The 22,396-nt window shown below is 68.2% G+C and carries 21 protein-coding genes, 2 tRNA genes and 2 pseudogenes; 14 read left to right on the top strand and 11 right to left on the bottom strand.

Annotated elements, in window-relative coordinates; genetic code table 11:
* Window positions 1-97: 97 nt before the first annotated feature.
* The 3 genes and pseudogenes from BLU81_RS52200 to BLU81_RS44580 form a co-directional block, all read left to right on the top strand.
* Window positions 98-549, top strand: a pseudogene (locus tag BLU81_RS52200) (ISAzo13-like element transposase-related protein); the annotation flags it as partial.
* Window positions 533-1,444 (top strand): alpha/beta hydrolase family protein, encoded by a 912-nt coding sequence (locus BLU81_RS44575; protein ID WP_092555425.1) that lies wholly within the window; start codon window positions 533-535, stop codon window positions 1,442-1,444. The pseudogene BLU81_RS52200 and the gene BLU81_RS44575, both read left to right, overlap by 17 nt.
* Before the next feature lie 12 nt (window positions 1,445-1,456).
* Window positions 1,457-2,158 (top strand): TetR/AcrR family transcriptional regulator, encoded by a 702-nt coding sequence (locus BLU81_RS44580; RefSeq protein ID WP_092555426.1) that lies wholly within the window; start codon window positions 1,457-1,459, stop codon window positions 2,156-2,158.
* Window positions 2,159-2,510: 352 nt separating this feature from the next.
* Here BLU81_RS44580 and BLU81_RS48940 read toward each other — a convergent pair whose 3' ends face one another.
* Both BLU81_RS48940 and BLU81_RS44590 read right to left on the bottom strand, forming a co-directional pair.
* Window positions 2,511-2,849, bottom strand: coding sequence for a DUF5615 family PIN-like protein (locus tag BLU81_RS48940; protein ID WP_157752035.1), 339 nt, complete (start codon window positions 2,847-2,849; stop codon window positions 2,511-2,513).
* Entirely contained in the window at window positions 2,846-3,295 is a 450-nt protein-coding gene (locus BLU81_RS44590) for a hypothetical protein (protein ID WP_092555427.1), read from the bottom strand. Before BLU81_RS44590 ends, BLU81_RS48940 begins: the two co-directional genes overlap by 4 nt.
* Before the next feature lie 80 nt (window positions 3,296-3,375).
* On the opposite strand from BLU81_RS44590, the gene BLU81_RS44595 reads away from it, so the two are divergent.
* A complete protein-coding gene (locus BLU81_RS44595) occupies window positions 3,376-3,936 on the top strand; it encodes an NADAR family protein (protein ID WP_092555428.1) in 561 nt (186 codons plus the stop codon).
* Here BLU81_RS44595 and BLU81_RS44600 read toward each other — a convergent pair.
* Both BLU81_RS44600 and BLU81_RS44605 read right to left on the bottom strand, forming a co-directional pair.
* Window positions 3,926-4,393 (bottom strand): pyridoxamine 5'-phosphate oxidase family protein, encoded by a 468-nt coding sequence (locus tag BLU81_RS44600; protein ID WP_092558551.1) that lies wholly within the window; start codon window positions 4,391-4,393, stop codon window positions 3,926-3,928. The genes BLU81_RS44595 and BLU81_RS44600 overlap by 11 nt on opposite strands.
* A 53-nt stretch (window positions 4,394-4,446) precedes the next feature.
* A complete protein-coding gene (locus tag BLU81_RS44605) occupies window positions 4,447-5,232 on the bottom strand; it encodes a S1 family peptidase (protein ID WP_092555429.1) in 786 nt (261 codons plus the stop codon).
* Between the two features lie 88 nt (window positions 5,233-5,320).
* On the opposite strand from BLU81_RS44605, the gene BLU81_RS44610 reads away from it, so the two are divergent.
* Window positions 5,321-5,860: a hypothetical protein gene (locus BLU81_RS44610; RefSeq protein WP_197686048.1), complete on the top strand. Its 540-nt coding sequence runs from the start codon at window positions 5,321-5,323 to the stop codon at window positions 5,858-5,860.
* Here BLU81_RS44610 and BLU81_RS44615 read toward each other — a convergent pair.
* From BLU81_RS44615 to BLU81_RS44625, 3 genes and pseudogenes are all read right to left on the bottom strand, one after another.
* Window positions 5,854-7,113: pseudogene (locus BLU81_RS44615) on the bottom strand (M14 family metallopeptidase); the annotation flags it as partial. The gene BLU81_RS44610 and the pseudogene BLU81_RS44615 sit on opposite strands and share 7 nt — an antisense overlap.
* Before the next feature lie 68 nt (window positions 7,114-7,181).
* Window positions 7,182-8,099 (bottom strand): oxygenase MpaB family protein, encoded by a 918-nt coding sequence (locus BLU81_RS44620; RefSeq protein ID WP_092555432.1) that lies wholly within the window; start codon window positions 8,097-8,099, stop codon window positions 7,182-7,184.
* Between the two features lies 1 nt (window position 8,100).
* Entirely contained in the window at window positions 8,101-9,111 is a 1,011-nt protein-coding gene (locus BLU81_RS44625; RefSeq protein ID WP_092555433.1) for an LLM class F420-dependent oxidoreductase, read from the bottom strand.
* 64 nt (window positions 9,112-9,175) lie between these two features.
* Here BLU81_RS44625 and BLU81_RS44630 point away from each other — a divergent pair, with 64 nt between their 5' ends.
* Complete coding sequence (locus BLU81_RS44630; RefSeq protein ID WP_092555434.1) at window positions 9,176-9,808, top strand: GntR family transcriptional regulator; 633 nt, start codon at window positions 9,176-9,178, stop codon at window positions 9,806-9,808.
* Here BLU81_RS44630 and BLU81_RS44635 read toward each other — a convergent pair.
* Entirely contained in the window at window positions 9,802-11,187 is a 1,386-nt protein-coding gene (locus BLU81_RS44635) for an aldehyde dehydrogenase family protein (protein WP_092555435.1), read from the bottom strand. The genes BLU81_RS44630 and BLU81_RS44635 overlap by 7 nt on opposite strands.
* A 95-nt stretch (window positions 11,188-11,282) precedes the next feature.
* Here BLU81_RS44635 and BLU81_RS44640 point away from each other — a divergent pair, with 95 nt between their 5' ends.
* The 5 genes from BLU81_RS44640 (at window position 11,283) to BLU81_RS44660 (ending at window position 13,970) form a co-directional block, all read left to right on the top strand.
* On the top strand, window positions 11,283-12,407 hold the full coding sequence (locus BLU81_RS44640) for an acyl-CoA dehydrogenase family protein (RefSeq protein WP_092555437.1): 1,125 nt from the start codon (window positions 11,283-11,285) through the stop codon (window positions 12,405-12,407).
* A 295-nt stretch (window positions 12,408-12,702) separates the two neighbouring features.
* The gene (locus BLU81_RS44645) at window positions 12,703-13,056 is read left to right on the top strand and encodes a DUF1304 domain-containing protein (RefSeq protein ID WP_092555439.1); all 354 of its coding nucleotides are present in this window, start codon (window positions 12,703-12,705) and stop codon (window positions 13,054-13,056) included.
* 36 nt (window positions 13,057-13,092) lie between these two features.
* Window positions 13,093-13,166: transfer RNA gene (locus BLU81_RS44650), tRNA-Arg, on the top strand.
* 9 nt (window positions 13,167-13,175) lie between these two features.
* Window positions 13,176-13,248 (top strand) — tRNA-Cys (locus tag BLU81_RS44655).
* A gap of 158 nt (window positions 13,249-13,406) precedes the next feature.
* Entirely contained in the window at window positions 13,407-13,970 is a 564-nt protein-coding gene (locus tag BLU81_RS44660; RefSeq protein ID WP_092555441.1) for a GNAT family N-acetyltransferase, read from the top strand.
* Window positions 13,971-13,980: 10 nt separating this feature from the next.
* On the opposite strand, the gene BLU81_RS44665 is transcribed toward BLU81_RS44660, so the two are convergent.
* The 3 genes from BLU81_RS44665 to BLU81_RS44675 all read right to left on the bottom strand — a co-directional run bounded on the left by BLU81_RS44665 (window position 13,981) and on the right by BLU81_RS44675 (window position 19,143).
* Entirely contained in the window at window positions 13,981-14,187 is a 207-nt protein-coding gene (locus BLU81_RS44665; protein ID WP_231953827.1) for a hypothetical protein, read from the bottom strand.
* Window positions 14,188-14,394: 207 nt separating this feature from the next.
* A complete protein-coding gene (locus tag BLU81_RS44670) occupies window positions 14,395-17,943 on the bottom strand; it encodes a LamG-like jellyroll fold domain-containing protein (protein ID WP_092555445.1) in 3,549 nt (1,182 codons plus the stop codon).
* A gap of 201 nt (window positions 17,944-18,144) precedes the next feature.
* A complete protein-coding gene (locus BLU81_RS44675; protein ID WP_092555447.1) occupies window positions 18,145-19,143 on the bottom strand; it encodes a LacI family DNA-binding transcriptional regulator in 999 nt (332 codons plus the stop codon).
* Between the two features lie 182 nt (window positions 19,144-19,325).
* On the opposite strand from BLU81_RS44675, the gene BLU81_RS44680 reads away from it, so the two are divergent.
* From BLU81_RS44680 to BLU81_RS44690, 3 genes are all read left to right on the top strand, one after another.
* Window positions 19,326-20,561, top strand: coding sequence for a sugar ABC transporter substrate-binding protein (locus BLU81_RS44680; RefSeq protein ID WP_197686049.1), 1,236 nt, complete (start codon window positions 19,326-19,328; stop codon window positions 20,559-20,561).
* Window positions 20,562-20,563: 2 nt separating this feature from the next.
* Window positions 20,564-21,517 (top strand): carbohydrate ABC transporter permease, encoded by a 954-nt coding sequence (locus BLU81_RS44685; RefSeq protein ID WP_092555451.1) that lies wholly within the window; start codon window positions 20,564-20,566, stop codon window positions 21,515-21,517.
* A gap of 110 nt (window positions 21,518-21,627) precedes the next feature.
* On the top strand, window positions 21,628-22,389 hold the full coding sequence (locus BLU81_RS44690) for a carbohydrate ABC transporter permease (protein WP_092558553.1): 762 nt from the start codon (window positions 21,628-21,630) through the stop codon (window positions 22,387-22,389).
* Window positions 22,390-22,396 lie beyond the last annotated feature (7 nt).

Consider the following 22,396-nt stretch of genomic DNA (forward strand, 5'->3'; position numbering starts at 1 on the left):
CAAGCCGTAGCTTCCGGGATTGCTGTTCGTTGATCTGTTATAGCGGTGACGGGTGAGACGCGGTCGATGTCGGCGGCGAAGTTCGAGGTGATCGTCCGACCTGGCCGCCAACACCGGCTGGGTCGACGTCGGCACCAGCCACGACACCGCCGGGTTCGCCGTCGAATCGATCCACCGCTGGTGGACGACTACCGGCCGCAACGACTACCCCCACGCGCACCGAAGTGGAACAAGATCGAGCACCGACTGTTCTGCCACATCACCATGAACTGGCGCGGCCGGCCGCTGACCAGCCACGAAGTCATCGTGCAGTCCATCGCCGCGACCACCACCGGCACCGGCCTGCGCGTCCATGCTCAACTCGACTCCGTGCTGTTCCACTCCTACCGCAGCACCATCCGCCGAGCCGTCACCGAGGTCCACAACTCCTCGACCGATACGGCACCGCCATCATCCCGGCAGCGCCACGTCCCCACATGTGACTCATGTATCAGCGCTATACAAGTTGTTGGCGAGCTTATATCGTCGTTATATGACGTCAACCGATGAGATCCTGGATCAGCTGGCGGGTGTGCTGGCCCGCCCGGGCCGCGCCCCGGTGCTGCGCACGCCCGGCGAGCTGGGCCTGGAGTACGAGGACCTGACCTTCCCTGCCACCGACGGGGTCCAGCTGGAAGCCTGGTACATCCCCCGCCCGGGCTCGACCGAACTGGTCATCGTCAATCACCCGCTGCAGTTCAACCGGTACGGCTACCCCAGTCACCTGGAGCCCTGGCGAACCTTCGGGGCGGCCGGGGGCAACACCTTCGAGGTCGACTACATGGAGGACTACCGCATCCTGCACGAGGCGGGCTATCACGTCCTCACCTACGACATGCGCAACTTCGGCCTCAGCCCGGAGGCGAACGGCGGCATCGCCGGCCGGCGGTTCGAGGCACGGGACGTGGTCGGCTCCCTACGGTTCGCCCGGACGGACGAGCGCCTGCGCGACCTGACCGTGGGTCTCTTCAGCCGGTGCAACGGCGCCAACGCCACGTTCTGGGCGATGGAGGCGTGGCCGGAGGAGTTCGAGGACGTGCGCTGCCTGGTCGCGCCCCAGCCGCTCTCGGCGGAGGTGACCATGCGGCGCCTGCTGGACCTCATCGGGATCCCGGATCGTCTGGGCGACCTCGAGCAGCAGGTACGGCTGAAAGGCGCACTGCCGTTCGCCCAGCTGACGCCGGTCCCCGCGGCGGCTGCCGTGACCGTCCCGACCTTTCTCTACCAGGTACGCGACGACGTGATGACCGAGCCGTCCGACGTGCAGGCGATGTACGACGCCATCCCGCAGGTGGACAAGAAGCTGATGTGGATCGAGGGAACCACCGCCCGGTGGGACGGTTACCTGGAGTTCCAGCGCCGGCCGGAGCCGATGCTGGAGTGGTTCCGCACGCACATGAAGTAGGGTCACCGTCCTGTGAGCCCACGAGCAGACATCCGGCCGGACCCCGAGACGCGTCGGCAGATCCTGGAAGCGGCCGGGCGCCTGCTCACCGAGTCACCCGGCGGCGACGTGTCGATCCGCGCGGTGTGCGAGATCGTCGGGGTCAAATCGCCCACGATCTACCACTACTTCGGCGACAAGAACGGTCTGCTGGACGCGGTGGTCGAGGACGGGTTCCGCCGCTACCTGCAGGAGAAGCAGCAGCGACTGGCCACCGGCGACCTGATGACCGCTCTGCGGGACGGCTGGACGATGCACATCTCGTTCGCCGTGCAGAACCCGGCCATCTACAACCTCATGTACGACGATCCACAGGTCCGCCGGACCAGTCCGGCCGCGGGTGCGGCCCGGCAGGAACTGGAGACCGAGATGCAACGGCTGGCCGCGTCGCACCGGCTGGTCCTGCCGGTCCAGCAGGCCGCGGACGCGATGGAGGCGGCCGCGGTCGGCACCGCGCTCCATCTGATCCGCACAGGTGGCTCGGCCGACGATCCGGTCGTGACCGTGGTCCGGGACGCGATGATCGCCGCGCTGTTCGGCACCTCGGCGACTCCCGCCGACGTGCCGAGCGCGGCTACGGCCCTGCGGGCCCACCTGCCCGACGGTCCGGTCCCGCCACTCAGGGCCAGCGAGACCGGCCTGCTCCGGGACTGGCTCGACCAACTCGCCGGTTGACGGGGCCGGCCCCGTCAACCGGCTGCTCGGAGCGGAGCGGGCGGGGGTGAGTGGTCCCGCACCTGGCAGGGAGCGCGGCGACACGGACAGATGGCATGAACGCCCGCAACTGCCGTACGTGCCGGGCGGTCTGGTGGCAGGAGTCGTGAGCGCAAGAGGTATCCAGGCGGATCCGGCTTGGCTAAGGCGGCGCGTCGTGGCAAGCACGAGACAGACCGGCGGTTCGCCGAGCGCGCGGTGGCGCCGGCCGGGGACCTGTTTCCGGTGCCAGACAGCAGTCCTCCGCACCGCAACCCACCGGCACTACGCCGTCATGGAGATCAAAGCCGGGAGTCCCAAAACCTGCACTGCCTCAGTGCAGCCAGGCCACCTCGTCCCGGCCCGGAGCGGGGAACTCGGCGATGGCTTTGGCGAGCCGGTGCAGACCCGATGACGTGCGCGGAAAACGGCGGCTCGACACGAAGACGATGCCGGCGTGGCTGAAGCCCTGCTGCGCCAGGCGCGCGAAGTCGCTGATGTTCTCGGTGACGATGCAGCGGTCGTTGCGGGCGGCCCAGGTGAGGACGTCCTCGTCGGTCTTGGACGCGAGCCCGACCTCGACGTCGAGCACCGCGACGGCGTCATGCCCCGCGGCCCGCAGTTGCTGCGCGAGAGAGGGCGGATACATCTCGTCGAGGATCAGGGTCGTCATGAATGCGGCTTCCGGAGAATCGCCTGCTGGGCCTCCCATAGTCGCTCCTCCCGGTCCGCGGTCTCCCGGTTGAGGACGATCCGTTCGTCGATCTCGCCCGGGTAGGCCGCGTAATAGCGCACCGCGATCCCGGCGATCGTCGCCGTCAATCCGGTGACCTCGGCGAGTTCGGCGAGGAGTGATGCCGGGTCGGCCTCGGGATTTTCGTCGCGGATGTCCTTCAGCGCCCCGATCACCTCCCACACGTCGGGCCCGCCGGACAGGGCCGCCCGTCGTCCGGTGGGACCCGGCCGGAAGATGACGCCCGGGTGTTCGTGGGAGCGCAGCGCCTCGTCGATGAACATGTTGGCGACCGACGACGACGAGGACCCCGGATGCTCGCGGACGTAGCGATCGAGCCGGGAGAGCACGTCTTCGTCGAAGCGGACCGAGCGTGGAGCAGCCATGACTACATAGTAGTCGGTTGTAGTCGCCCGGACGGTTAAATGACGGGCGGGATCAGGTCCGGGCGGGCAGACTCGGGGCCATGAGTGAGGATGTTCGGGATGTCGCCGGGTTGACGGCTGTGCTGGAGGCCGGGGAGCGGGTCAAGTACCTGTACTTCTGGGGCCACCAGGCCGGGAAGGACGGCGACCCCGGAGCCGGGTGCCTGAGTCAGTGGTTCCCGTCGGTGTTCCGGGTCGACGGGGTGGAGTTCGCGACCGCCGAGCACTACATGATGTGGCGCAAGGCGAAGCTGTTCGGCGACGAGGTGATGGCCGGGAAGATCCTGGCCGCCGGGCACCCGCACGAGGCGAAGAAGCTGGGCGGGCGGGTGGCCGGCTTCGACCAGCGGATCTGGGACGAACACCGGATGCCGATCGTGGTCGCCGGCAACCTGGCGAAGTTCAGCGCCGACCCGGCACTGCGGGACTACCTGACCGCGACCGGCGACCGGATCCTCGTCGAGGCGAGCCCGATGGACCGGATCTGGGGCATCGGCCTGACCCGCGACGACGAGCGCGCTGCCGACCCGTACCGCTGGCGGGGCCTGAATCTCCTGGGTTTCGCCTTGATGGAGGTGCGCGCCCGGCTCGTCACAGGGTGAGAGTTCGGCGGGTCGGGTGGCCGTCGCGGCGTCGCCAGTGGTCGGTGTAGACGATGCGGGCCGGGGTGAGGACGGCCAGGACGCAGCGGGACGGGTCGGACAGGAAGCGGGTTCGTTCGGTCTCGTGGATGCTCCGGGTCACGATCTGCCAGCGGGCGTCGAAGCCGGGGTCGCCGGGGGTCAGGATCTGCGCGGTGCCGAAGAGCTGGGCGCCGCGGCTGCTCTCCGGGGTGGTCAGCGGGGCGAAGACGCCGGCTGACATGCGCGGGTCGGCGCGCAGGTTGCGGATCTTGGGGGAGTCGCCCAGGGACGTGACGATCAGGGTGAAACCGTCCGCGAAGTAGCGCACCGGAGTGGCGTGCGGGGCGCCTCCGGGGTCGGTGGTGGCCAGCACGCACATGTTGTTGGTGGCCAGCAGGTTGCGGATGTCTTCTTCCAGCGCAGCGACAGGGGACATGCAGAAATGATCACCCCGGATTGCCGGGGTGATCATTTCAGGGGTGTGGGGGATCAGCCGCCCAGGGAGGTGGCTGCCGCCTTGATGGCTGCGGAGAAGTAGCTGACCTGGGTGTAGACGCCCGGCTTGTTCGGGCGGGCGCAACCGTCGCCCCAGCTGACGATGCCGACCTGGACCAGGCCGGACGCGCCCTGGCGGAACATCGGCCCACCGGAGTCGCCCTGGCAGGTGTCGACGCCACCGGCGGTGAAGCCGGCGCAGATCTCGCGGGCGGCGTTGACCTGGCCCGCGTACATGCTGGAGGAGTTGCAGGTGGTGTCACTGACGAACGGGACCGTGGCCTTGCGCAGGTAACGCTGCTGCGCGCCACCCTCGCTGGCGGCGCCCCAGCCGGCGATGGTGAAGTTGCCGGTGTCGTACGTGGTCGACGTGGTGATCGGCAGGGTGCCGATGTTGGTGCCGCTGACCGCGCTGGCCAGGCGGATCAGCGCCCAGTCGTCGCCGGTGCTGTTGTAGCCGGGCGCCCGGTAGACGTAGTTCGACTTGCGGGTGACCCGGCTGGTCGACTGCAGGTCGATGACGCCGAAGGTGGCGGTGATCGAGGTGTTGGTGCCGGTGCCGCTGACGCAGTGGCCGGCGGTCAGGACCAGCGTCGGGCTGTAGAGGGCGCCGCCGCAGCCCATCGACAGGCGAACCATGAACGGGAACTCACCGAGGGTGGCGGTGGTGCCGCCGACGACGGTCGGGGTGACGGGGTCGGCGGACGCGGGTGCCGGGGACATCGTGGCGGCCGTGACCGTTGCGGCCAGAACGGCCAGAAGGGTTCGCCATCTGCGCATCTCGGTTCTCCTCATGTCTGGGGGTGCACCGAGCATTGCATTGATGTTCATAGATATAAACATCCCGGGTGGCTTATATCGTGGGTGGGTGACCATCCCTGAACTGCGACTTCTCCAGGAGTTCCAAGACCGCGCCGGCTACGGCGGCTACTCCGAGTGCTTCGGCCTCGACGACTTCAACGACACCTCCGGCCTGAGTTCCGGCTGGTCCGAGGACCCGGAATTCCTGTCCCGGCTGATCCCGTTCGCCACCGCGACCGGCGGCGGCTCGTTCTACGCGTTCTGGCGGGCCGACGACCGCGAGGACCTGGCGACACTGCCCGTGGTGGTCTTCGGCGACGAGGGCGGCGAGCACGTGGTCGCCGGTGACCTGCGGGGCCTGCTGCGCCTGCTCACCTTCGACACCGAGCCGTGCGTGGACCACGGCCAGGTGTTCTTCTACCGCCTCGAGGACGAGGAGCACTCCGACTCGCACGAGGAGTTCGTCGCCTGGCTGGGCACGCACTTCGGCCTGGCGGCCGTCGATGATCCCGAGGAAATCATCGACGCCGCGCAGGCCGAGTGGGGCGAGCGGTTCGCCACGTGGAAGGCGGAGTACCTGGAGCAGAAACCGCTGGATCAGCAGTAAGTGGCCTGTTTGCCGATCACCTTGTACGGGCAGTCCGCAGCCTCGGCCAGCAGCAGTGCCGCCGTCCGGTTGCGGGCCGTCTCGGCCGGGATCACGCTGGCCGGCGGGTAGAACCCGCCACCCGACGCGGTGCCCGGGTACAACTCGAAGGTGAAGGCGAAGATCTTGTGCACGCCCCACAGCCAGTCGAGCGAGTCACCGTCGGTGATGTAGAGGTCGCTGGACTGCTGGGGCGTGTACCCGTTGGTGGCCGCGAACTGCTGGCCGAGCGTGGCGAACGTGTTGTACTGGTCGGCGTTCATGCCGGTCGCGGTGTTCGCGGTGGTGTGCCCGTACGGCCACAGCACCAGCTTCGAGTACGAGTGGAAGTCGATCGCGGCCTTGATCTGCTGCACACCACCGACCACCCGGCTGTTCACGAAGTCCCGGATCACCTTGGTCTCCGGTGACGAGAACGCCGCGGTGCCCCGGTAGGTGGCCGACGAGGTGGTGCCGGACGAGCCGCCGCAGCAGCCCCAGTTGTAGCCGTAGTTGCGGTTCAGGTCGGTGCCGACGTAGCTGGAGCCGCTGTTGGGCTGCCGGTTCTTGCGCCACGACCGGTAGCTGCCGGTGGCGATGTCGTACTCGACACCGTCCGGGTTCACCATCGGGATGATCCAGATCTCCCGGGTGTCGACGATGTTCTTGACCCGGGTGTCCGTGGCGTACGTCTTGGTGAACTGGCCGAGCAGGTAGAGCGCCTGCTCCGCGGTCAGGTGCTCACGGGCGTGGTGGTTGGCGTCGTACAGGACCTCGGGCTCGCTCTCGTCGGTGGCGACGTTGTCCGAGATCTTGACGGCCACGATGTCCCGGCCCTCGTACGACTTGCCCAGCACCCGCTTGCTCGCGATCGCCGGGTAGGCCGCCACCACGGCGTTGATCTCGGCGATCGTCTCCGGGTAGTCGTGGTACGCGGCGTCGGCGGTCGGGAAGGCCGTCGTGGTCAGCACCGACTCCACGGTGAAGCCGAGCTGCCGCAGCTTGCTCACCTCGGCACCGGTGGCGGTGATGTGGGCGACCGAGTGCTCGATGTTGTCGATCGCCGCTCCGGCGCGCTGGATGGTGTTGCGCTGCGCGACCGTGCGGACGTCGAGGACCTCGTACTCGGCGGCCGGGTCGGGGGCGGCCCCGGCTCCGGCGGGGGAGGACGCGGACACCGCCGCGGTCGCGCAGAGCGCCACCGCGGTCAGTACCGCAAGGGAACGTCGTCTCATGAACGACCTCCGGCATCTGGGGAAAGGTGCTCACAGCAAACCCCCAGGCATCGACGTTCGGCAATGCATCAAGGCATGTCAATATTCCCCTGACCCTGACGTGATGACCGCAGGTGCTCGGCCGGCAGATCCGCGGGCGGCGGGGGAGCGCCCAGGTCGGAGGGCTGATAGCCAGCCGGATAGCCGGGGTAGGTGTGGTTCCGTTTCGGTCGGGCCAGGACCGATTCGCGGCGTGGTGGGAAGAATCGCAGCGCCCGGGCGCGTGCCTTGAGCCCGGCGGTGGCGAGGGTGCCGACCCAGCGTGGTGCCGGGTCGAAACCGAAAGCCGTCAACATCCGGTCGTCGAGCATGCCGCGCACACCCAGGCGCACGGCGGGCCGCAGGAAGGACGGAAACCATCCGGCGAACAGGTCGACGGTGTAGGTCCCGACCTCACGGTTTGTCGACGAAAAAACGAAATGCCGGATCTCGTACGCGTCCTTGAAGGCGAGGAATTGATGGTACGAATCCGGAATGTCCTTGATCCCCATCCGGTGCCCGACGGCTCGGTAGTAGTGGAATGCAGCCGTCAACTCATGGGGATGCAGTGGCCGCCATCCATATTGACTGATCCAGTCAATGGGGTCGTAGATGAACGTGCTCAACACGTACAGCATGTCGTCATTGCTGATCGCATACCGTCCATGTGCACGGTTGACGACCTTGAGCGCCTCCCGTCCACGCCCCGAGTCGTAGCCGTGCGCCGCCATCTCCGCCATCAGCAGCGCGGTGTCGTCGTACCGCCGCTGTGGCCTCTCCCGGAATTCCCCGGTGGCCGCGAGCAGCTTCGAGATGCTCGGCACGCAGTAGGTCCGGAACAGTGCGAACTCCAGCGCCCGGGTGTAGTCCCACGGGAACTCCCGCCCCGACGACAGCTGATAGATCTCCAGGTGATCGCGTTCCGGATCGAGCGCCGCGATCCGGTCCCGCAGGTCGAAGCGGCCCATCTCAGCTGATCATCTCCTTCACCGTCGACAGCAGGCGTTGTGGATCGGGGCCGATCGGCGTCACGTTCAGCACGGTCACCCCGGACTCCCGGAACGCCGCGATCCGGTCCCGCACGTACGACTCCGGCCCGATCAGGCTGCCCAGTTCGAGCAGCTCGGCGGGGACCGCGGCGGCGGCCTCCTTCTTGTGCCCGGCCAGGTACAACTCCTGGATGCGGTCGGCCTCGGCTTCGAACCCGTACCGGCTGATCACGTCGTGGTAGAAGTTGCGGCCCTTGGCGCCCATCCCGCCCACGTACAGCGCGATCATCGGCCGGGCCAGGTCACGCAGGTGCGTCACGTCGTTCCCGATGGCGAGCGGCCCACCCGCGACGATCTCCAGCGGCGGGAGTGTCCGTTTCTGATAACCCTCGGCGAGCGCCTTGCCCCAGACGCCGGCGGCGCGTTCCGGCACGTAGAGGAAGGGCAGCCACCCGTCGGCGACCTCCGCGGTCATCCGCACGTTGGCGTTACCGAGGGCCGCCACGTAGACCGGGATCCGGTCCCGTACCGGATGGGTCAGGATCTTCAAGGGTTTGCCCAGGCCGTCGGGCAGCGGCAGCCGGTAGAGGCCGTCCTGCGTGATGATCTCCCGTCGCCAGATCCGGCGGCAGATGTCGATGATCTCCCGCGTCCGGGCGATCGGCTTGTCGTAGGCGACCCCGTGCCACCCCTCGATCACCTGCGGCCCGGACGCGCCGAGCCCGAGGATCGCCCGGCCACCGGACATCGCGTCCAGCCCCGCCGCGGTCTGCGCGATCAGCGCCGGGGTGCGCGAGTAGATCGGCAGGATCGCCGATCCGATCCGCACCGTCTCGGTCTTCGCGGCCAGGTACCCCATGATCGTCGGCGCGTCGAAGCCGTAGGCCTCCGCCACCCAGAGCACGTCGAGCCCGGCCCGTTCCCAGCCGGCTACCTCGTCCGCGGTCGCCCGCGGATCACCCGAATACATCAGCGTCGTTGCCAAGAGCATCGGTCACGCCTCCTCTTTTTGATATTTGATACGGTGACGGCCGATAAAGCGAGAGGTGGGGGACATGCTCTCCGAGGAGGTAGCCGGCGCTCTGCGGGCCCGGATCATGTCCGGCGAGCTGCGTCCCGGCGCCCGGATCCGCCTCGAAGAGGTCGCCGCCGGCCTCGGTGTCAGCATCACCCCGGTCCGGGAGGCGCTGCTCACCCTGCGCGGCGAGGACATGGTCGAACTCGAACCGCGCAAGGGATACGTGGTCGCGCCGCTGTCCCGGCAGGACATCCTCGACGTCTTCCAGTTGCAGGGCGACATCGCCGGTGAGCTGGCCGCCCGGGTCGCTGCCGTGATCACCGAGGCCCAGCTCGCCGAGCTGAAGGTCGCCCACAGCAAGGTGGCGCGAGCCCGGCGGGCGGCCGATGTGGAGACGTGCGAGTACGAGTTCCACCGCGCCGTGAACCGGCTGGCCCGCTCCCGCAAGCTCAGCTGGTTCCTGCACACCGCCACCCGGTACACCCCGGCCCGCGTCTACTCGGCCGATCCCGGCTGGCGCGAGGGTATGCGCGCCGACCACGAGGCACTGCTCGCGGCCTTCGCGGCGGCCGACGCGGACGCGGCGAAGGCGGCGATGACCAGGCACTTCACCGACGGGGCGGAGCGCCTGGTCAAACACCTCGACGGCCTGGGCATCCGGGACTACTGACGCCCGTGCCGTAACCGGAAGAGCTTCAGCGCGCGAGCCATCGTGTGCGGGTCCCGGTCCAGGCGCATCAGGTCCAACGGCGGGCTGAACCGCTGGCGGGTCACCGACTGGGCCCGGGAGAACTCCCGCAGGCCGTCGGCGCCGTGGATCCGGCCGAACCCGGAGTCGCCCACTCCGCCGAACGGCAGGGACGGGATTCCGGCGAACCCCAGTACCGCGTTGATCGACGCTGCTCCGGCTCGTATTCTGCGGGCGATGTCGAGGGCTCTCGGTGAGTCCCGGGTGAAGATCGAGGCCGCCAATCCGTACTTGGACCGGTTTGCCAGATCTATCGCCTCGTCAACACTGTCCACCGGGTTGATCACCAGCGTCGGCCCGAAGGTCTCCTCGGTGACGGCGATGCTGTCCTCCGGGACATCAGTGAGAACCACTGGGGCGACATCTCTGGATTCAACCGAACCGGGGCCGCCGACCACGGCCCGCCCGCCGCGAGCGATCGCGTCCTCCACGTGCGCCCGCACGATCGCGGGTTGCTCCGGAGTCGTCATCCGGAACTTTCCGACGGCCAGCGCACTGACCTTGCCGACGAACGCCTCGAAGACTGATCTCTCTACATATATGCGCTCGACTCCCGCACAAGTCTGACCGGCGTTCCCGAAACCGCCGAACGCCGCCGCCCGCGCCGCCGCGTCCAGATCCGCGTCGGCCGCCACGATCATCGCGTCCTTGCCGCCACCCTCGACGACCAGTGGAGTCAGCGTCTGGGCACAGGTGGCCATCACCTTCCGGGCGGTGGCCGCCGACCCGGTGAACGCGATCTTGTCCACTCCCGACCAGGCGAGCGCCGCCCCCACACCCCCGTCACCCGGAACCGTCTGCAGCGCCGGCACATCCGGCACCGCCTCGGCCCAGGCCGCGGCCAGCCAAGCACCCGTCGACGGGGTGTGCTCACTGGGCTTGAAGACGACCGCGTTGCCCGCGGCGAGGGCGTAGGACACCGACCCGAGCGGCGTGTAGACCGGATAGTTCCACGGCCCGATCACCCCGACCACACCGAGCGGGAGGTATTCCACGGTGGCGGCGTGGTTGGCGCCCAGGATCCCGGACGGAACCCTGCGCCGCCCCAGCACCTTGCCGGCGTTGCGGGCCGCCCAGTCGAGGTGCTCGACGGCGAGCATCACCTCCAGGGCCGCGTCGTCGCGGGACTTGCCGGTCTCCGCGGCGATCAGCTCGGCGAGCTCATCGACGCGCTGGGCGATGTGCCGCTTCCAGGCCAGCAGATGGATCCGGCGCTCCCGGAACCCCAGCCCGCCCCACTGGACGGCGGCCGTCCGGGCTCGGTCGACGGCTGCTCCAACGACATCGGCGGCTGTGCTCATGAGAGCTCCAAGGTGGCTCTAGATTTGATATTTGATATGTTACGTTCGCTGTCAACGTAGTGCATCACCTGCGATGATTGCCGAAAGGTGACGACATGAGTATCGATCTAACTCCCGAACAGAGGGCCTTCACCGAGGCGATCGACGACTTCTGCCGCCGCGCGGCCGGCTCCCGCGAACAGCGCGGCGACGGGCCACACCACCCCGGCCTCTACCGCAAGATGGCCGACGTCGGCTGGCTCGGCGTCACCGTCCCCGACGAATACGGCGGCGCCGGAGCCGGCATGGTCGACACCTGCCTGTTCCTGGAACACGTCGCCTACGGACAGGCCCCCGTCGGCGGCTTCACCACCAGCGCCATCGTCGCCGCCGCCGTCGAACGCTCCGGAACCGGCGACCAGAAGAAGACCGTCCTCGGCGGACTCGTCGCCGGCCGCGTCTACGCCATCGCGATGAGCGAACCCGAAGCCGGCTCCGACGTCGCCAACCTCTCCTGCCGCGCGGTTCGCACCGGCGACGGCTGGACCGTCGACGGCCAGAAGACGTGGTGCTCCAACGCCCACATCGCCGACGCGATCCTGCTGGTCGCCCGCACTTCCGGCAGCCCTGGCGACCATCACGGCCTGACCATGCTGCTGGTCCCCACCGACACTCCCGGCCTGCGGATCAGCGGCATCGAGACGATGGGCGGCAAAGAGGTCAACGACCTCTACTTGACTGACGTGCGACTACCCGCTGACGCCGTGGTCGGCAATGTTGACAAGGGCTGGCAACAGTTGATGGCCGGCCTCAACATTGAGCGCCTAATCCTCGCCGCACTGATGCTGGGCACCGCCCAGCGGGCCTTCGACGACGCCCTCGACTTCATCAAGCAACGTAGACAGTTCGGCCGCCCGGTCGGCAGCTTCCAAGCACTACGCCACCGCATCGCCGACCTGGCCACCGAGATCGAATGCTGCCGCCTGCTGGTCCACCGCGTCGCCACCCTCACCGACCGCGACCCCGGCAGGGTCCTGCCCCGCGAGAGCTCCATGGTCAAACTGAAGGTCACCGAGGTCGCCCGCCAGGTGGCCCTCGCCGGCATGCAGATGATGGGCGGCTACGGCTACGCCACCGAATACGACATGGAACGCCACGTCCGCGCCACCCTGGTCTCCACCATCTACGGCGGCACCAGCGAGATCCAACGCGACATAATCGGAAAAACCTACGGACTCTGATCTTGTACGGGGTCCGGCACCCCCACAACCGCAGCGCCCCGGCCCGCTCCGACGAGGCGACGCGGTCCCGGCGCCAGGCCGAAGCGCCGGCTGCGGCCGGCGAGCGGTGGTCACCGACGGCGGCGCCGCTTCCACAGCGCCCTCCACCCTGCTTCCACCAGCCTCAGCCTGGCCGTCCGCTCTCGCCACTGTCCCGCGGCCGTCCCGTGCGCGGTCTCGGCCTCGTTCCCCCGCCTTCGTCCGTGCACTCGCCTCCGGCGAAAGCCGTGGTCACCGGCGCTGTACGCTCCCCCTCATGCTGATCATCGGGAACGTCCTGGCTGCGGTCGTGGCGCTGATCCACGTGTACATCGCCGTGCTGGAGATGTTCCTGTGGACCAAGCCGCAGGGCCGCAAGGCGTTCAACCTGACCCCGGAGTTCGCCGAGCAGACCAAGGTGCTGGGCCTGAACCAGGGTCTGTACAACGGTTTCCTCGCCGCCGGCCTGATCTGGGGCCTGCTGGGCGGCGGCTTCGGCCCGATCGTCTTCTTCCTGATCTGCGTGGCCGTGGCCGGTGTCGTCGGAGCCCTGACCGCCAGCCGCCGCATCCTCTACGTCCAGACCGTCCCCGCGATCCTGGCCCTGATCCCGGTGCTCCTGGCCCACTGACAGCCGTGACTGCTCACCCGTAGGATCGTGGCGGGTGAGGGCTGTAGCGCAGAGGTCGTCGCGCCGCCCTGCGAAGGCGGAGGACGCCGGTTCGAATCCGGTCGCCCTCACCTCCCGGGTGGGCCGTAGCGCAGAGGTCGTCGCGCGACCTTGCAAGGGTCGAGGACACCGGTTCGAATCCGGTCGGCCCACACCCGCGGGATATACCGGTCGGCCCGGACTTGCGGGATATGCCGGTCGCCCGCGCCAGCGGATATCCGGTCGGCCTTTACCTGCGGGGATGAGCAGTTCAGTGGCGCCGCCTGAGCCGGGCGAATCGGCGGTGGTCTCGGCTCGGTAGGTTTGTGGCCATGGTGGACGTGCGGCTGGAGCCGATGACCGAGGACGAGTACAAGCCGTGGCGGGAGGCGGTGGAAGTCCAGTACGCGGAGAGCATCGCCGCGTCGGGCCGCTCGGCTGAGGACGCGGCCCGTCAGTCCGCCGAGGCCTACGCCCAACTACTTCCGGACGAGTCCGCCACCCCGGGCCACCATTTCTGGTACGCCTACGACAGTGACCGCCAAGACGGTGACCGCCAAGAGAGTGACCGCCAGGACGGAGATGGCCGGGACGGTGACGGCCAAGAGGGTGACCGTCAGGATCGAGATGACCACCGGGGCGGGGATCGGCGGGTCGGATTTCTCTGGGTCAAGGTCACCGACAACGCCGCGTTCATCTACAACATCGCGGTCGAGCCGGACGTGCGCCGCAGCGGTTACGGCCGGGCGATCATGCTGGCCGCCGAGCGCTGGTGTCGGGACAACGCGCTGACCAGGATCGGTCTGCACGTCTTCGCGCACAACACCGGCGCTCGGGCACTCTACGAGCAGCTCGGCTTTCTCGAGACCGGCCGCAACCTGGCCAAGAACCTGTGATCGCGGTTCGTCAGAGTTTCTGAGTCGCGGTGGTGGACTCGTGCAGTTCCGAGGTGGTCTCGGTCACGAACCGGCCGGTACCGGCGCTGCGATGCACCTCGCGGTCTCCGGCGCTTCCGTCGACGTGCTCGGTGGTGGTGTGCTGGGGGTCGCGTTCGGCGGTGCTCTCCTTGACGAACTTGCCGCTGCGGGTGCTCCGGTTGACGTCGCGTTCCATCAGGACCTCCATGTCTCGTGGTGACTTCCGCATACCCCGGTCCCGCCCGGCGAATCCTGATCCGGGTGCCACACGGCGAATTCGACCCGGGTTGCCGCAGAGCGATTCCTGACCCGGATGCCGTACGGCGAATCCTGATCCCAGCCCGGCACGGCAAATCCAGCGTGCACCGGCCCCGGTTGGCGGCCGGGGCCGGTGCACGAGCGGTCAGCGACTGAACGGTGCGACAGTCACCTTGTCGATCAGGGGGGCGTACTTCGAGCGGAGCAGTACGTCCGGCCAGTCGGCGGAGGCGTAGGTGGTGCCGTCGAAGTTCGGTAGTTCCTCCGAGCGGAACGTGATCGTGTTCTGGCCCCGTTTGAGGATGACCGGCACGGTCAGTTCCCAGAAGTTGTCGTCGTGGAAACTGTGCGGGAACAGCACCCGCTTGGCGGCGCCGCCGTTGACGGAGATGTCGGCGTGCCGGGCGAGCGGGTCGGGGTTGTAGTGGGTGGCGACCGCCTGTTCCGGGTTGGAGTAGCGGATCCGCAGCGCGTGAGTTCCGGCCTTCGCCGCCGGGACGTCGAAGGTCAGCGTGTTGGTGTTGCCAGGTTCGCCGCCTACACCGGTGACCGCTGATCCGCCACTGGCCAGGGGTTTCGCCGTGACCGTGGCGGTGCCGCCGCGCCGGGCGTCCTCGGCCTCGTAGGTGACCGACGGCAACGCCGCAGCGTCCTGCCGCACGGTGAGCCGATCGATCCGGGCCCGGCCGGACATGCCGGACACGACGATCTTGTTGACGCCCCCGGACAGCGAGGCCGCCGCGGTGATGCCGCCGGACGTTGAGGTTGCCGCGGTTACGCCGCCGGGCTTGCTGTTGACGCGCCGGCCGTTCACCTTGATGCCGTTGACCGTGAGTGTCACGTCTGTGCCGATGGCCTTGATGACGGCGGCGGCGTCGGTCTTCGCGTAGACCCAGAAGGTGGCGCTGCCCTTGCGGCCCAGTTCGGCACCGCCGGGAACCGCCTTCGCCCTGGTCAACGTGGACAGTTCGGCTTCGTAGACGTCGGTGGCGGCGGCCGGGTTCGGCAGGGCCAGGGTGATCCGGTCGACGATCGCGTCGCCCTTGGTGGCCTTCGCCGGGTTCAGGCTCTTCGCGGCCAGCGAGATCGTGTGCCGGCCCGCGGTCAGCGCGACCGTGGTGTCGGTGTGATCCCAGACCGCCCATTTGTAACCGAGCGGCAGGAAGATCTCCTGTTCAGCGGCCCCGTCGACACGCAGGAACACGTTTGTCGGCCCCTGCTCGCGCACCAGGTCGAACGTGTTGAGTGAATTGGCGAAGACACTCAAGTCGTACACACCGTCCTGCGGCACGTCGACGGTGAAGTCGAGGACACCGTCGCTGCCGGTGCGCAGCCCGCCGACGTTGTAGCGGCCCGAGGTGTAGAACTTCGACACGTCCTGCGGCGAGCCCTCCGGCCCGTTCCTGCTGTAGCCGCCACCGGTATATGCGGCGTCCTCGGCCTCGAAGGAGTCCTGCCACAGTGACGGGCTCTGCCCGGCGGAGGAGGAGACCGCCGGTCCGAGCACGATTTCGTACGCCGAAGCCTCGTCCAGCTGGCCGAACTCGAACGCCACCTCGCCGTTCACGACGCTGACGTTCTTCTCGGCGATCATCCGCGGCTGCGCCGAGTCACCGACCTGCCCGGTCCACGGGATCTCCCGGATCCACGCGTGCACCCGGCCGCCGAGGTAGCGGGGCACGTTCGCGAACCGGATGTACCCGGCACTGGCCGCACCACCGAAGATGGCCCGCGCCTGCTTCTTGTTCTTGTCCAGAGTGGCGACACCCTGCAGCGAGTAGTTCTGTCCCGGGTTCGGCGGCGAGACCCGGACGGTCTCCCCGGTCATCTGCCCGTAGGCGTTGAACAGCCACCACTGCCCGTTGCCCCGGTTGGCCTGGACCGCCGAGTCGGACAGGTTGCCGTCGATGTTCCAGTACGCGATGTCCGCGTCGACCTTGGACTCCTCGATCGCGGAGATCCACTGGATCATCTGGCCGGGTACCGACGTGTGGTAGTTGAAGGCGTACTCATTGATGTTGATCGGTAGTTCCCGCCCGATGATCTCGGACTCCCAGGTGCGGTACTTCGCAACACTGTCGCGGACGGCCTCCGGGTGGCTCAGCTCGTGCCAGGTGATCACGTCGGGCACGGTGCCGGCCGCGACCGTGTGCTGCAGGAAGCCTTTGACCTGCTCGTACAGGATGCTGGTGTTGGGTCCGGCGATCCGCGCCGTGGGGATCTTGCCCTTGATGATCGCGTGGACCTCGTCCCAGGCGCGGAACCAGTCAGTGGGGTCGCTGAGCCAGCTGACCTTGTTGTAACTCCACTCGCCGGTGCCGTACATGTTGCCTTCGGGTTCGTTGAACGGCACGAAGACGATGCGGTCGCGATACTTGACGTCCAGTGTCAACACTTGATCAACCTGTTTGGCGATCTTCTGCTTGAAGAGGGTGATCTTCTCCTCCGGCGTGCTGCCGGGCCACTGGTAGGGGAAACCGCGGTGGATGTCGGTCATGTAGACGTAGACGTCACCGCCGGTCGCGTCGGCCAGCGGCTTCACCACTTCGAGGGCGTCGGCGCCGGGGTGCTGCGGTCCGTCCTGCGCCTTGGTCGAGACGGTGCGCAGGTTCATGCCCTCGATCAGGTTGCTGGTGGGCAGGCCGTCGCCGTACAGGCCGTAGAGGGTTCCGGACGCGCCGCCGTGGAACGCTCCGGTGCTCGCGCCCAGGTCGACGGTGAGTTCGCCCTCACGGATCACGGTCACGGTGGCGGTCACCGGACGGCCCGCCGCGGTGCCGGTCACGGTGAACGTGCCGCGCTGTGCGTACTGCGCGGGGTCGATCGGCGCCCAGGTCACGGGCACGTCCCGGTCGTACCCATCAGTGAATTCGCCTCTGATCGTCGGCGGCAGAGCGGGCGCGACCCCGATCGTGGTCCGCACGTCGAAGCTGGTGGAAGCCAAGCCGGTGACGGTCGGCGGGGTGACACCGGAGTCCTCGGCGACCTGTGCGGCGGTGAGCGCGCTGCCGTAGACGCGGAAGGTGTCGATCGCGCCGTCGAAGAGCGGGTCCTGGTAGAACGAGCGGCCGATGAAACCCGCCGGCGCGGTCGCCGGGCCGAGGATGTCGGCGGCCGTCACGGTGGTCGTCGTCGCGGCGACCACGACCCCGTCCAGGTACGTGGTCAGCTGCCCCGCGCCGAGCGTGACGGTGATCGTCCGCCACTGATTCGCGGGCAGAGCTGTATAGCCGGTGACCTGGGATTCCGCCCCGCCGCCGCTCTTGGTGACCGCGGTTCGCAGTCGGCCGTCGCCGTTGTAGGGGGTGCTGAACAGGTAGCGGGTGTTGTCCGTGCCCAGCGCGTAGATCCACTGCCACGGCGCGGTGGTGCCGTCCCACTTCACGCGGGTGGAGACGGTCAGTTCGGTGCGGCCTTCCAGGGCTCGCCGGGGGATGGTGACGTAGGCGCCGTCGGAGGTGGGGCCGCCGCCGGGCAATGTCAGCGCGCCGTCGGCGAGGGTGGCGGTGGCGCCGTTGACCAGGGTTCCGTTCAGGCCGTTGCCGGAGCTGTCGGTGACGACATCGCTGCTCGTGCTGTCACCGTCGAACTCGTAGGCGAGGACGGGTGTGGGCAGATCGGCCGCGAGGGCGGGAACGGCGGGTGTTCCGGCGGCCAGCACCACGGCCACCAGGGAGATCTTCCAAGCTCTCATGCATCGCTCCAAAGCGTGATGTGAGCGTTAACAGAAGAGCGCCCGAGCGCTCTGTCAACGAGGGATTTCCGGTAGGTTACGAACCCCAGCGACCCTCGTCAATGCTTGATCAGGAAATCGTTTGCCTGGCGGGCGGTGCGGCGGTGTGCGCGGGTGGGGTGGGTGGCGGCGGGTGAACCCTGTGTCGAGGCGGGGCGGTGATCAGACCGCTGTTGATGCGCGGGGGACCAGGCGGCAGGGGCGGGCGTGCTGGCCGTGTGCCGGAGTGCCGTTGATCGCTGCCAGCAAGCGCTCGGCGGCGGTCCGGCCGATGCCTTCCAGGTCCATGTCGATGCTGGTCAGCGGCGGCTGGCAGCCTTCGACCATGACGTCCCAGTTGTCGAAGCCGATCAGGGCCACGTCCCGCGGGATCACCCGGCCGGCCTTGGTGAGCGCCTCGGCCAGACCGCGGGCGATCTGGTCGCTGCCGCAGAACACCGCGTCGACGTCGGCGCCGGTGGAGAGCAGGATCCCGGCGGCCTGCCGGCCCCACGCCTCGCTCCACTCCCCGTACAGGGTGGGTGCCGCTGGACTCAGGCCCTCGGTGGTCAGGGTGTCCTCGGCGGCGCGGGCCCGCACGGTCGCCGAATGGTGGTGCTCGGGGCCGGTGACCAGGGCGATCCGGTGCCGGCCGATGGCGAGCAGGTGCCGGATCGCGCGCCGGGAACCGTCGGCCTCGTCAGGCACCACCGAGCAGTCCCGCGGGTCGGCGGAACTGATGAACGCGTAGACCACCGGCACCGGCAGCCGCACCCCGATCGGCGCGCGGGCCTGGGTGCGCCGGCCGGTCACTATGATCCCGTCGACCTTGCGGCTGAGCAGGGTGCGAAGGTAGTACTGCTCGCGGATCGGGTCGTCCCGCGCGTCACACAGGAAGATCGACATCTGCCCGGCGCCGAGCGCGTCCTCGGCCCCGATGAGCAGCGGGATGCTGAACCGGCCGATGCTGTCGGTGGTGATCATGCCGACCGTGTAGGTGCGGCCGGTCTGCAACGACCGGGCCGCCGCGTTGGCGACGAATCCGAGCTGTTCGGCGGCCTGCTGCACCCGCAACCGGGTCTCCGGGCGTAACGCGCCGCGCCCGTTGAGCGCCTTGGACGCCGTGCCGGTGGAGACCCCCGCGAGCGCGGCCACCTGACTGATGGTCACCGCGCGATCCATGGTGCTCAGTGTTTCCTCCCCGGTTTCCCAGCGCGTCCGAGGAGGCGCTTCATGCGACCGTAACTTGCCCTTGACATGTGAGCAAGGCGCTACCTAGCGTCTAGGCAATCGATTTCCTAGCGATTCCTCGATGCTAGATCCCCCCTCCCGCAACCTCCTCCATGTGCAAGGGGAAACGCGATATGTCCACTCTGCGTGCCGCCGCGGCGCTCACCCTCGCGGCCTGCCTGCTGACCGGCTGCTCGAACTCCACCGGAACTCCGACCGGCTCCACCGCCGGCACCGAATTCGCGATCTGGGACCCGTACCCGCAGTTCGACGACTCGTCGGACTGGGTGAAACTGCTGACCAAGTGCGGCACCGACGCCGGGGTGGCGGTCGAGCGGACCGGCTACGACACTACCGACCTGACGAACAAGGCACTGCTCGCCGCTCAGCAGGACAACTCGCCCGACGTGCTGATCGTCGACAACCCGGTGGTCTCCACACTGGCCGACGCGGGCGTGCTCACCACCGCCGACGAACTCAAGGTCGACACCGCAGCGGTCTCGCCGAACCTGCTCGCCGCCGGGCAGCTCGGCGGCAAGACCTACGGCATCCCGATCGGCGCCAACACCCTGGCCCTCTACTACAACAAGAAGATCCTGGACGCCGCTGAGGTCGACCCGGCGACGATCAAGGACTGGGCGTCGCTGACCGCGGCACTGAAGAAGGTGAAGGCGGCCGGGAAGAAGGGCATCACCTTCTCGGCGATCGGGACCGAGGAGGGCTCGTTCCAGTTCCTGCCCTGGTTCTGGGGTTCCGGCGCGAACCTGACCCAGCTCGACTCGCCGCAGGGCGTGGCCGCGCTGGAGCTGTGGACCGGGTGGCTGAAGGACGGGCTCGCCCCGAACTCGGTCCTCAACAACACCCAGACCACCAGCTGGCAGGAGTTCGCCGCCGGGGACTTCGCGTTCAGCGAGAACGGCACGTGGCAGTTGGCCAACGCCAAGAAGACCGGCTTCGAGTACGGGATCATCCCGGTCCCGTCGCAAGCCGGCGGAAACGCGCCCGCTCCGACCGGCGGCGAGTTCGTGACCGCGCCGGTGCAGTCGGACACCGGCCGGTACGACACCACCGAGAAACTGATCGCCTGCCTGACCAGCGCGGACAACGCGTTCACCACGGACACCACTCTCTCCTACATCGCCGCCACCGACGCGGTCCAGCAGAAGCAGGTCACCGAGAACGCCGAACTCAAGGTCTGGGTCGAGGCGGTCCAGGCAGCCAAGGGCCGGACCAGTGACGACCTGGGCACCAAGTACCCGAAGATCTCCCAGCCGCTGTGGACCGCGTTCCAGGCGTCCCTCAGCGGCTCGGCCACTCCGGCGGACGCCCTGAAGGCGGCCCAGACCACAGCCGCCGCGGCGACCAGGTAGTCATGGCACCGGACGTGATGACCCGGGTTCCCGCACCCGTCGCAGTGGGTGCGGGGGCGCGGTCTCCTCGCCGCAGCGGGAGGCCCGGTGGGCACTGGACGGCCTGGGCGTTTCTGGCGCCGATCGTGATCTACCTGATCGCGTTCTACGCCTATCCGCTGTATCGGAACCTGGACCTGAGTCTGCGGCACTACACGGTCCGGTCGTTCGTCCGTGGGGACGCCCCGTTCTCCGGGCTGGACAACTACCGTGACGTGTTCGCTGATCCGGCGTTCGGGCCGGCGCTGCTGCACACGGTGGTGTTCACCGTCGTCAGCATCGTGTTCCAGTTCGCCATCGGGCTGGCGCTGGCGGTGTTCTTCGCCCAGAACTTCCGGTTGTCGGCGACATTGCGGGCGCTGTTCCTCGTACCGTGGCTGCTGCCGTTGATCGTCAGCGCGTCAACGTGGGCGTGGATGCTCAACAGTGACTCCGGGATCGTCAATACGTTCCTCGGGTTGATCAATATTGATCCCGTCAACTGGTTGACGTCACCGGACTGGGCGCTGACCAGTGTGATCATCGCGAACATCTGGATCGGCATCCCGTTCAACCTGGTCGTGCTCTACAGCGGACTCCAGGCGATCCCCGCCGAGGTGCACGAGGCCGCCGCGATCGACGGGGCGAACGGCTGGCAGCGGTTCTGGCGGGTCACGTTCCCGCTGCTCCGGCCGGTCTCGGCGATCACCCTGCTGCTCGGGCTGGTCTACACGCTGAAGGTCTTCGACCTGATCTGGATCATGACGAAGGGCGGCCCGGCCGACGCGTCGACCACGTTCGCGACCTGGTCCTACCGGTTCAGCTTCGGCAGCCTGCTGCCCGAGTTCGGCCCCGGCGCCGCGGTCGGCAACCTGCTGATCCTCATGGCGCTGGTCTTCGGCCTGCTCTACATCCGTTTCCAGAGGAGAACGGCATGACCGCCCGCACCGAGCCGCGCCCGCCGGGACTCGCACACTACGGCCGGAAGCCCGGCACGTCGGCCCGGCAGTACACGAAGACCGGCCTGGGGCTGATCTTCACGGCGATCATGTTGTTCCCGGTCTACTGGATGATCAACGTGTCGTTCACCAAGGACACCGACCTCAGGGCCGACCCACCCCACTTCTTCCCGTACGACGGGACCCTCGAGGGTTACCGCGCGGTCATCGAGCAGCAAATGCCGTACCTGGGAACGAGTTTGATCGTGGGTCTCGGCACCGTGGCCCTGACCCTGCTGCTCTCCGCGCCCGCCGGATTCGCCCTGGCCAAGCTGCGGCCGAAAGGCGGCGGCGCGCTCAGTTTCGTCCTGCTGATCGCCCAGATGATCCCCGGAATCATCATGGCGATGGGGTTCTACGCCATCTACCTGCGCCTCGGTGTCCTCAACACGATCCCCGGCCTGATCCTCGCCGACTCGACCATCGCGGTGCCGTTCGGTGTGCTGATCTTCACCGCGTTCATGTCCGGCATCCCGGACGAGCTGATCAACGCCGCGATGATCGACGGCGCGTCGACCTGGCGCACCTTCGTCTCGGTGATCCTGCCGGTGTCCCGCAACGCGATCGTCACGGTCAGCCTGTTCGCCTTCCTGTGGGCGTGGTCCGACTTCGTCTTCGCCACCACCCTCGACGGCGGCGGTGACGCCCAGCCGATCACCCTCGGCATCTACCACTACATCGGCAACAACAACCAGCAGTGGAACGCGATCATGGCCACCGCCGTGGTCGCCTCCATCCCCGCGACGCTGCTGCTCATCCTGGCCCAGCGTTACGTCGCCGCCGGTGTGACCGCCGGCGCCGTCAAGGACTGAAGGAACC

Source organism: Actinoplanes derwentensis (genome assembly GCF_900104725.1).
In the GTDB taxonomy this organism is placed as follows: domain Bacteria; phylum Actinomycetota; class Actinomycetes; order Mycobacteriales; family Micromonosporaceae; genus Actinoplanes; species Actinoplanes derwentensis.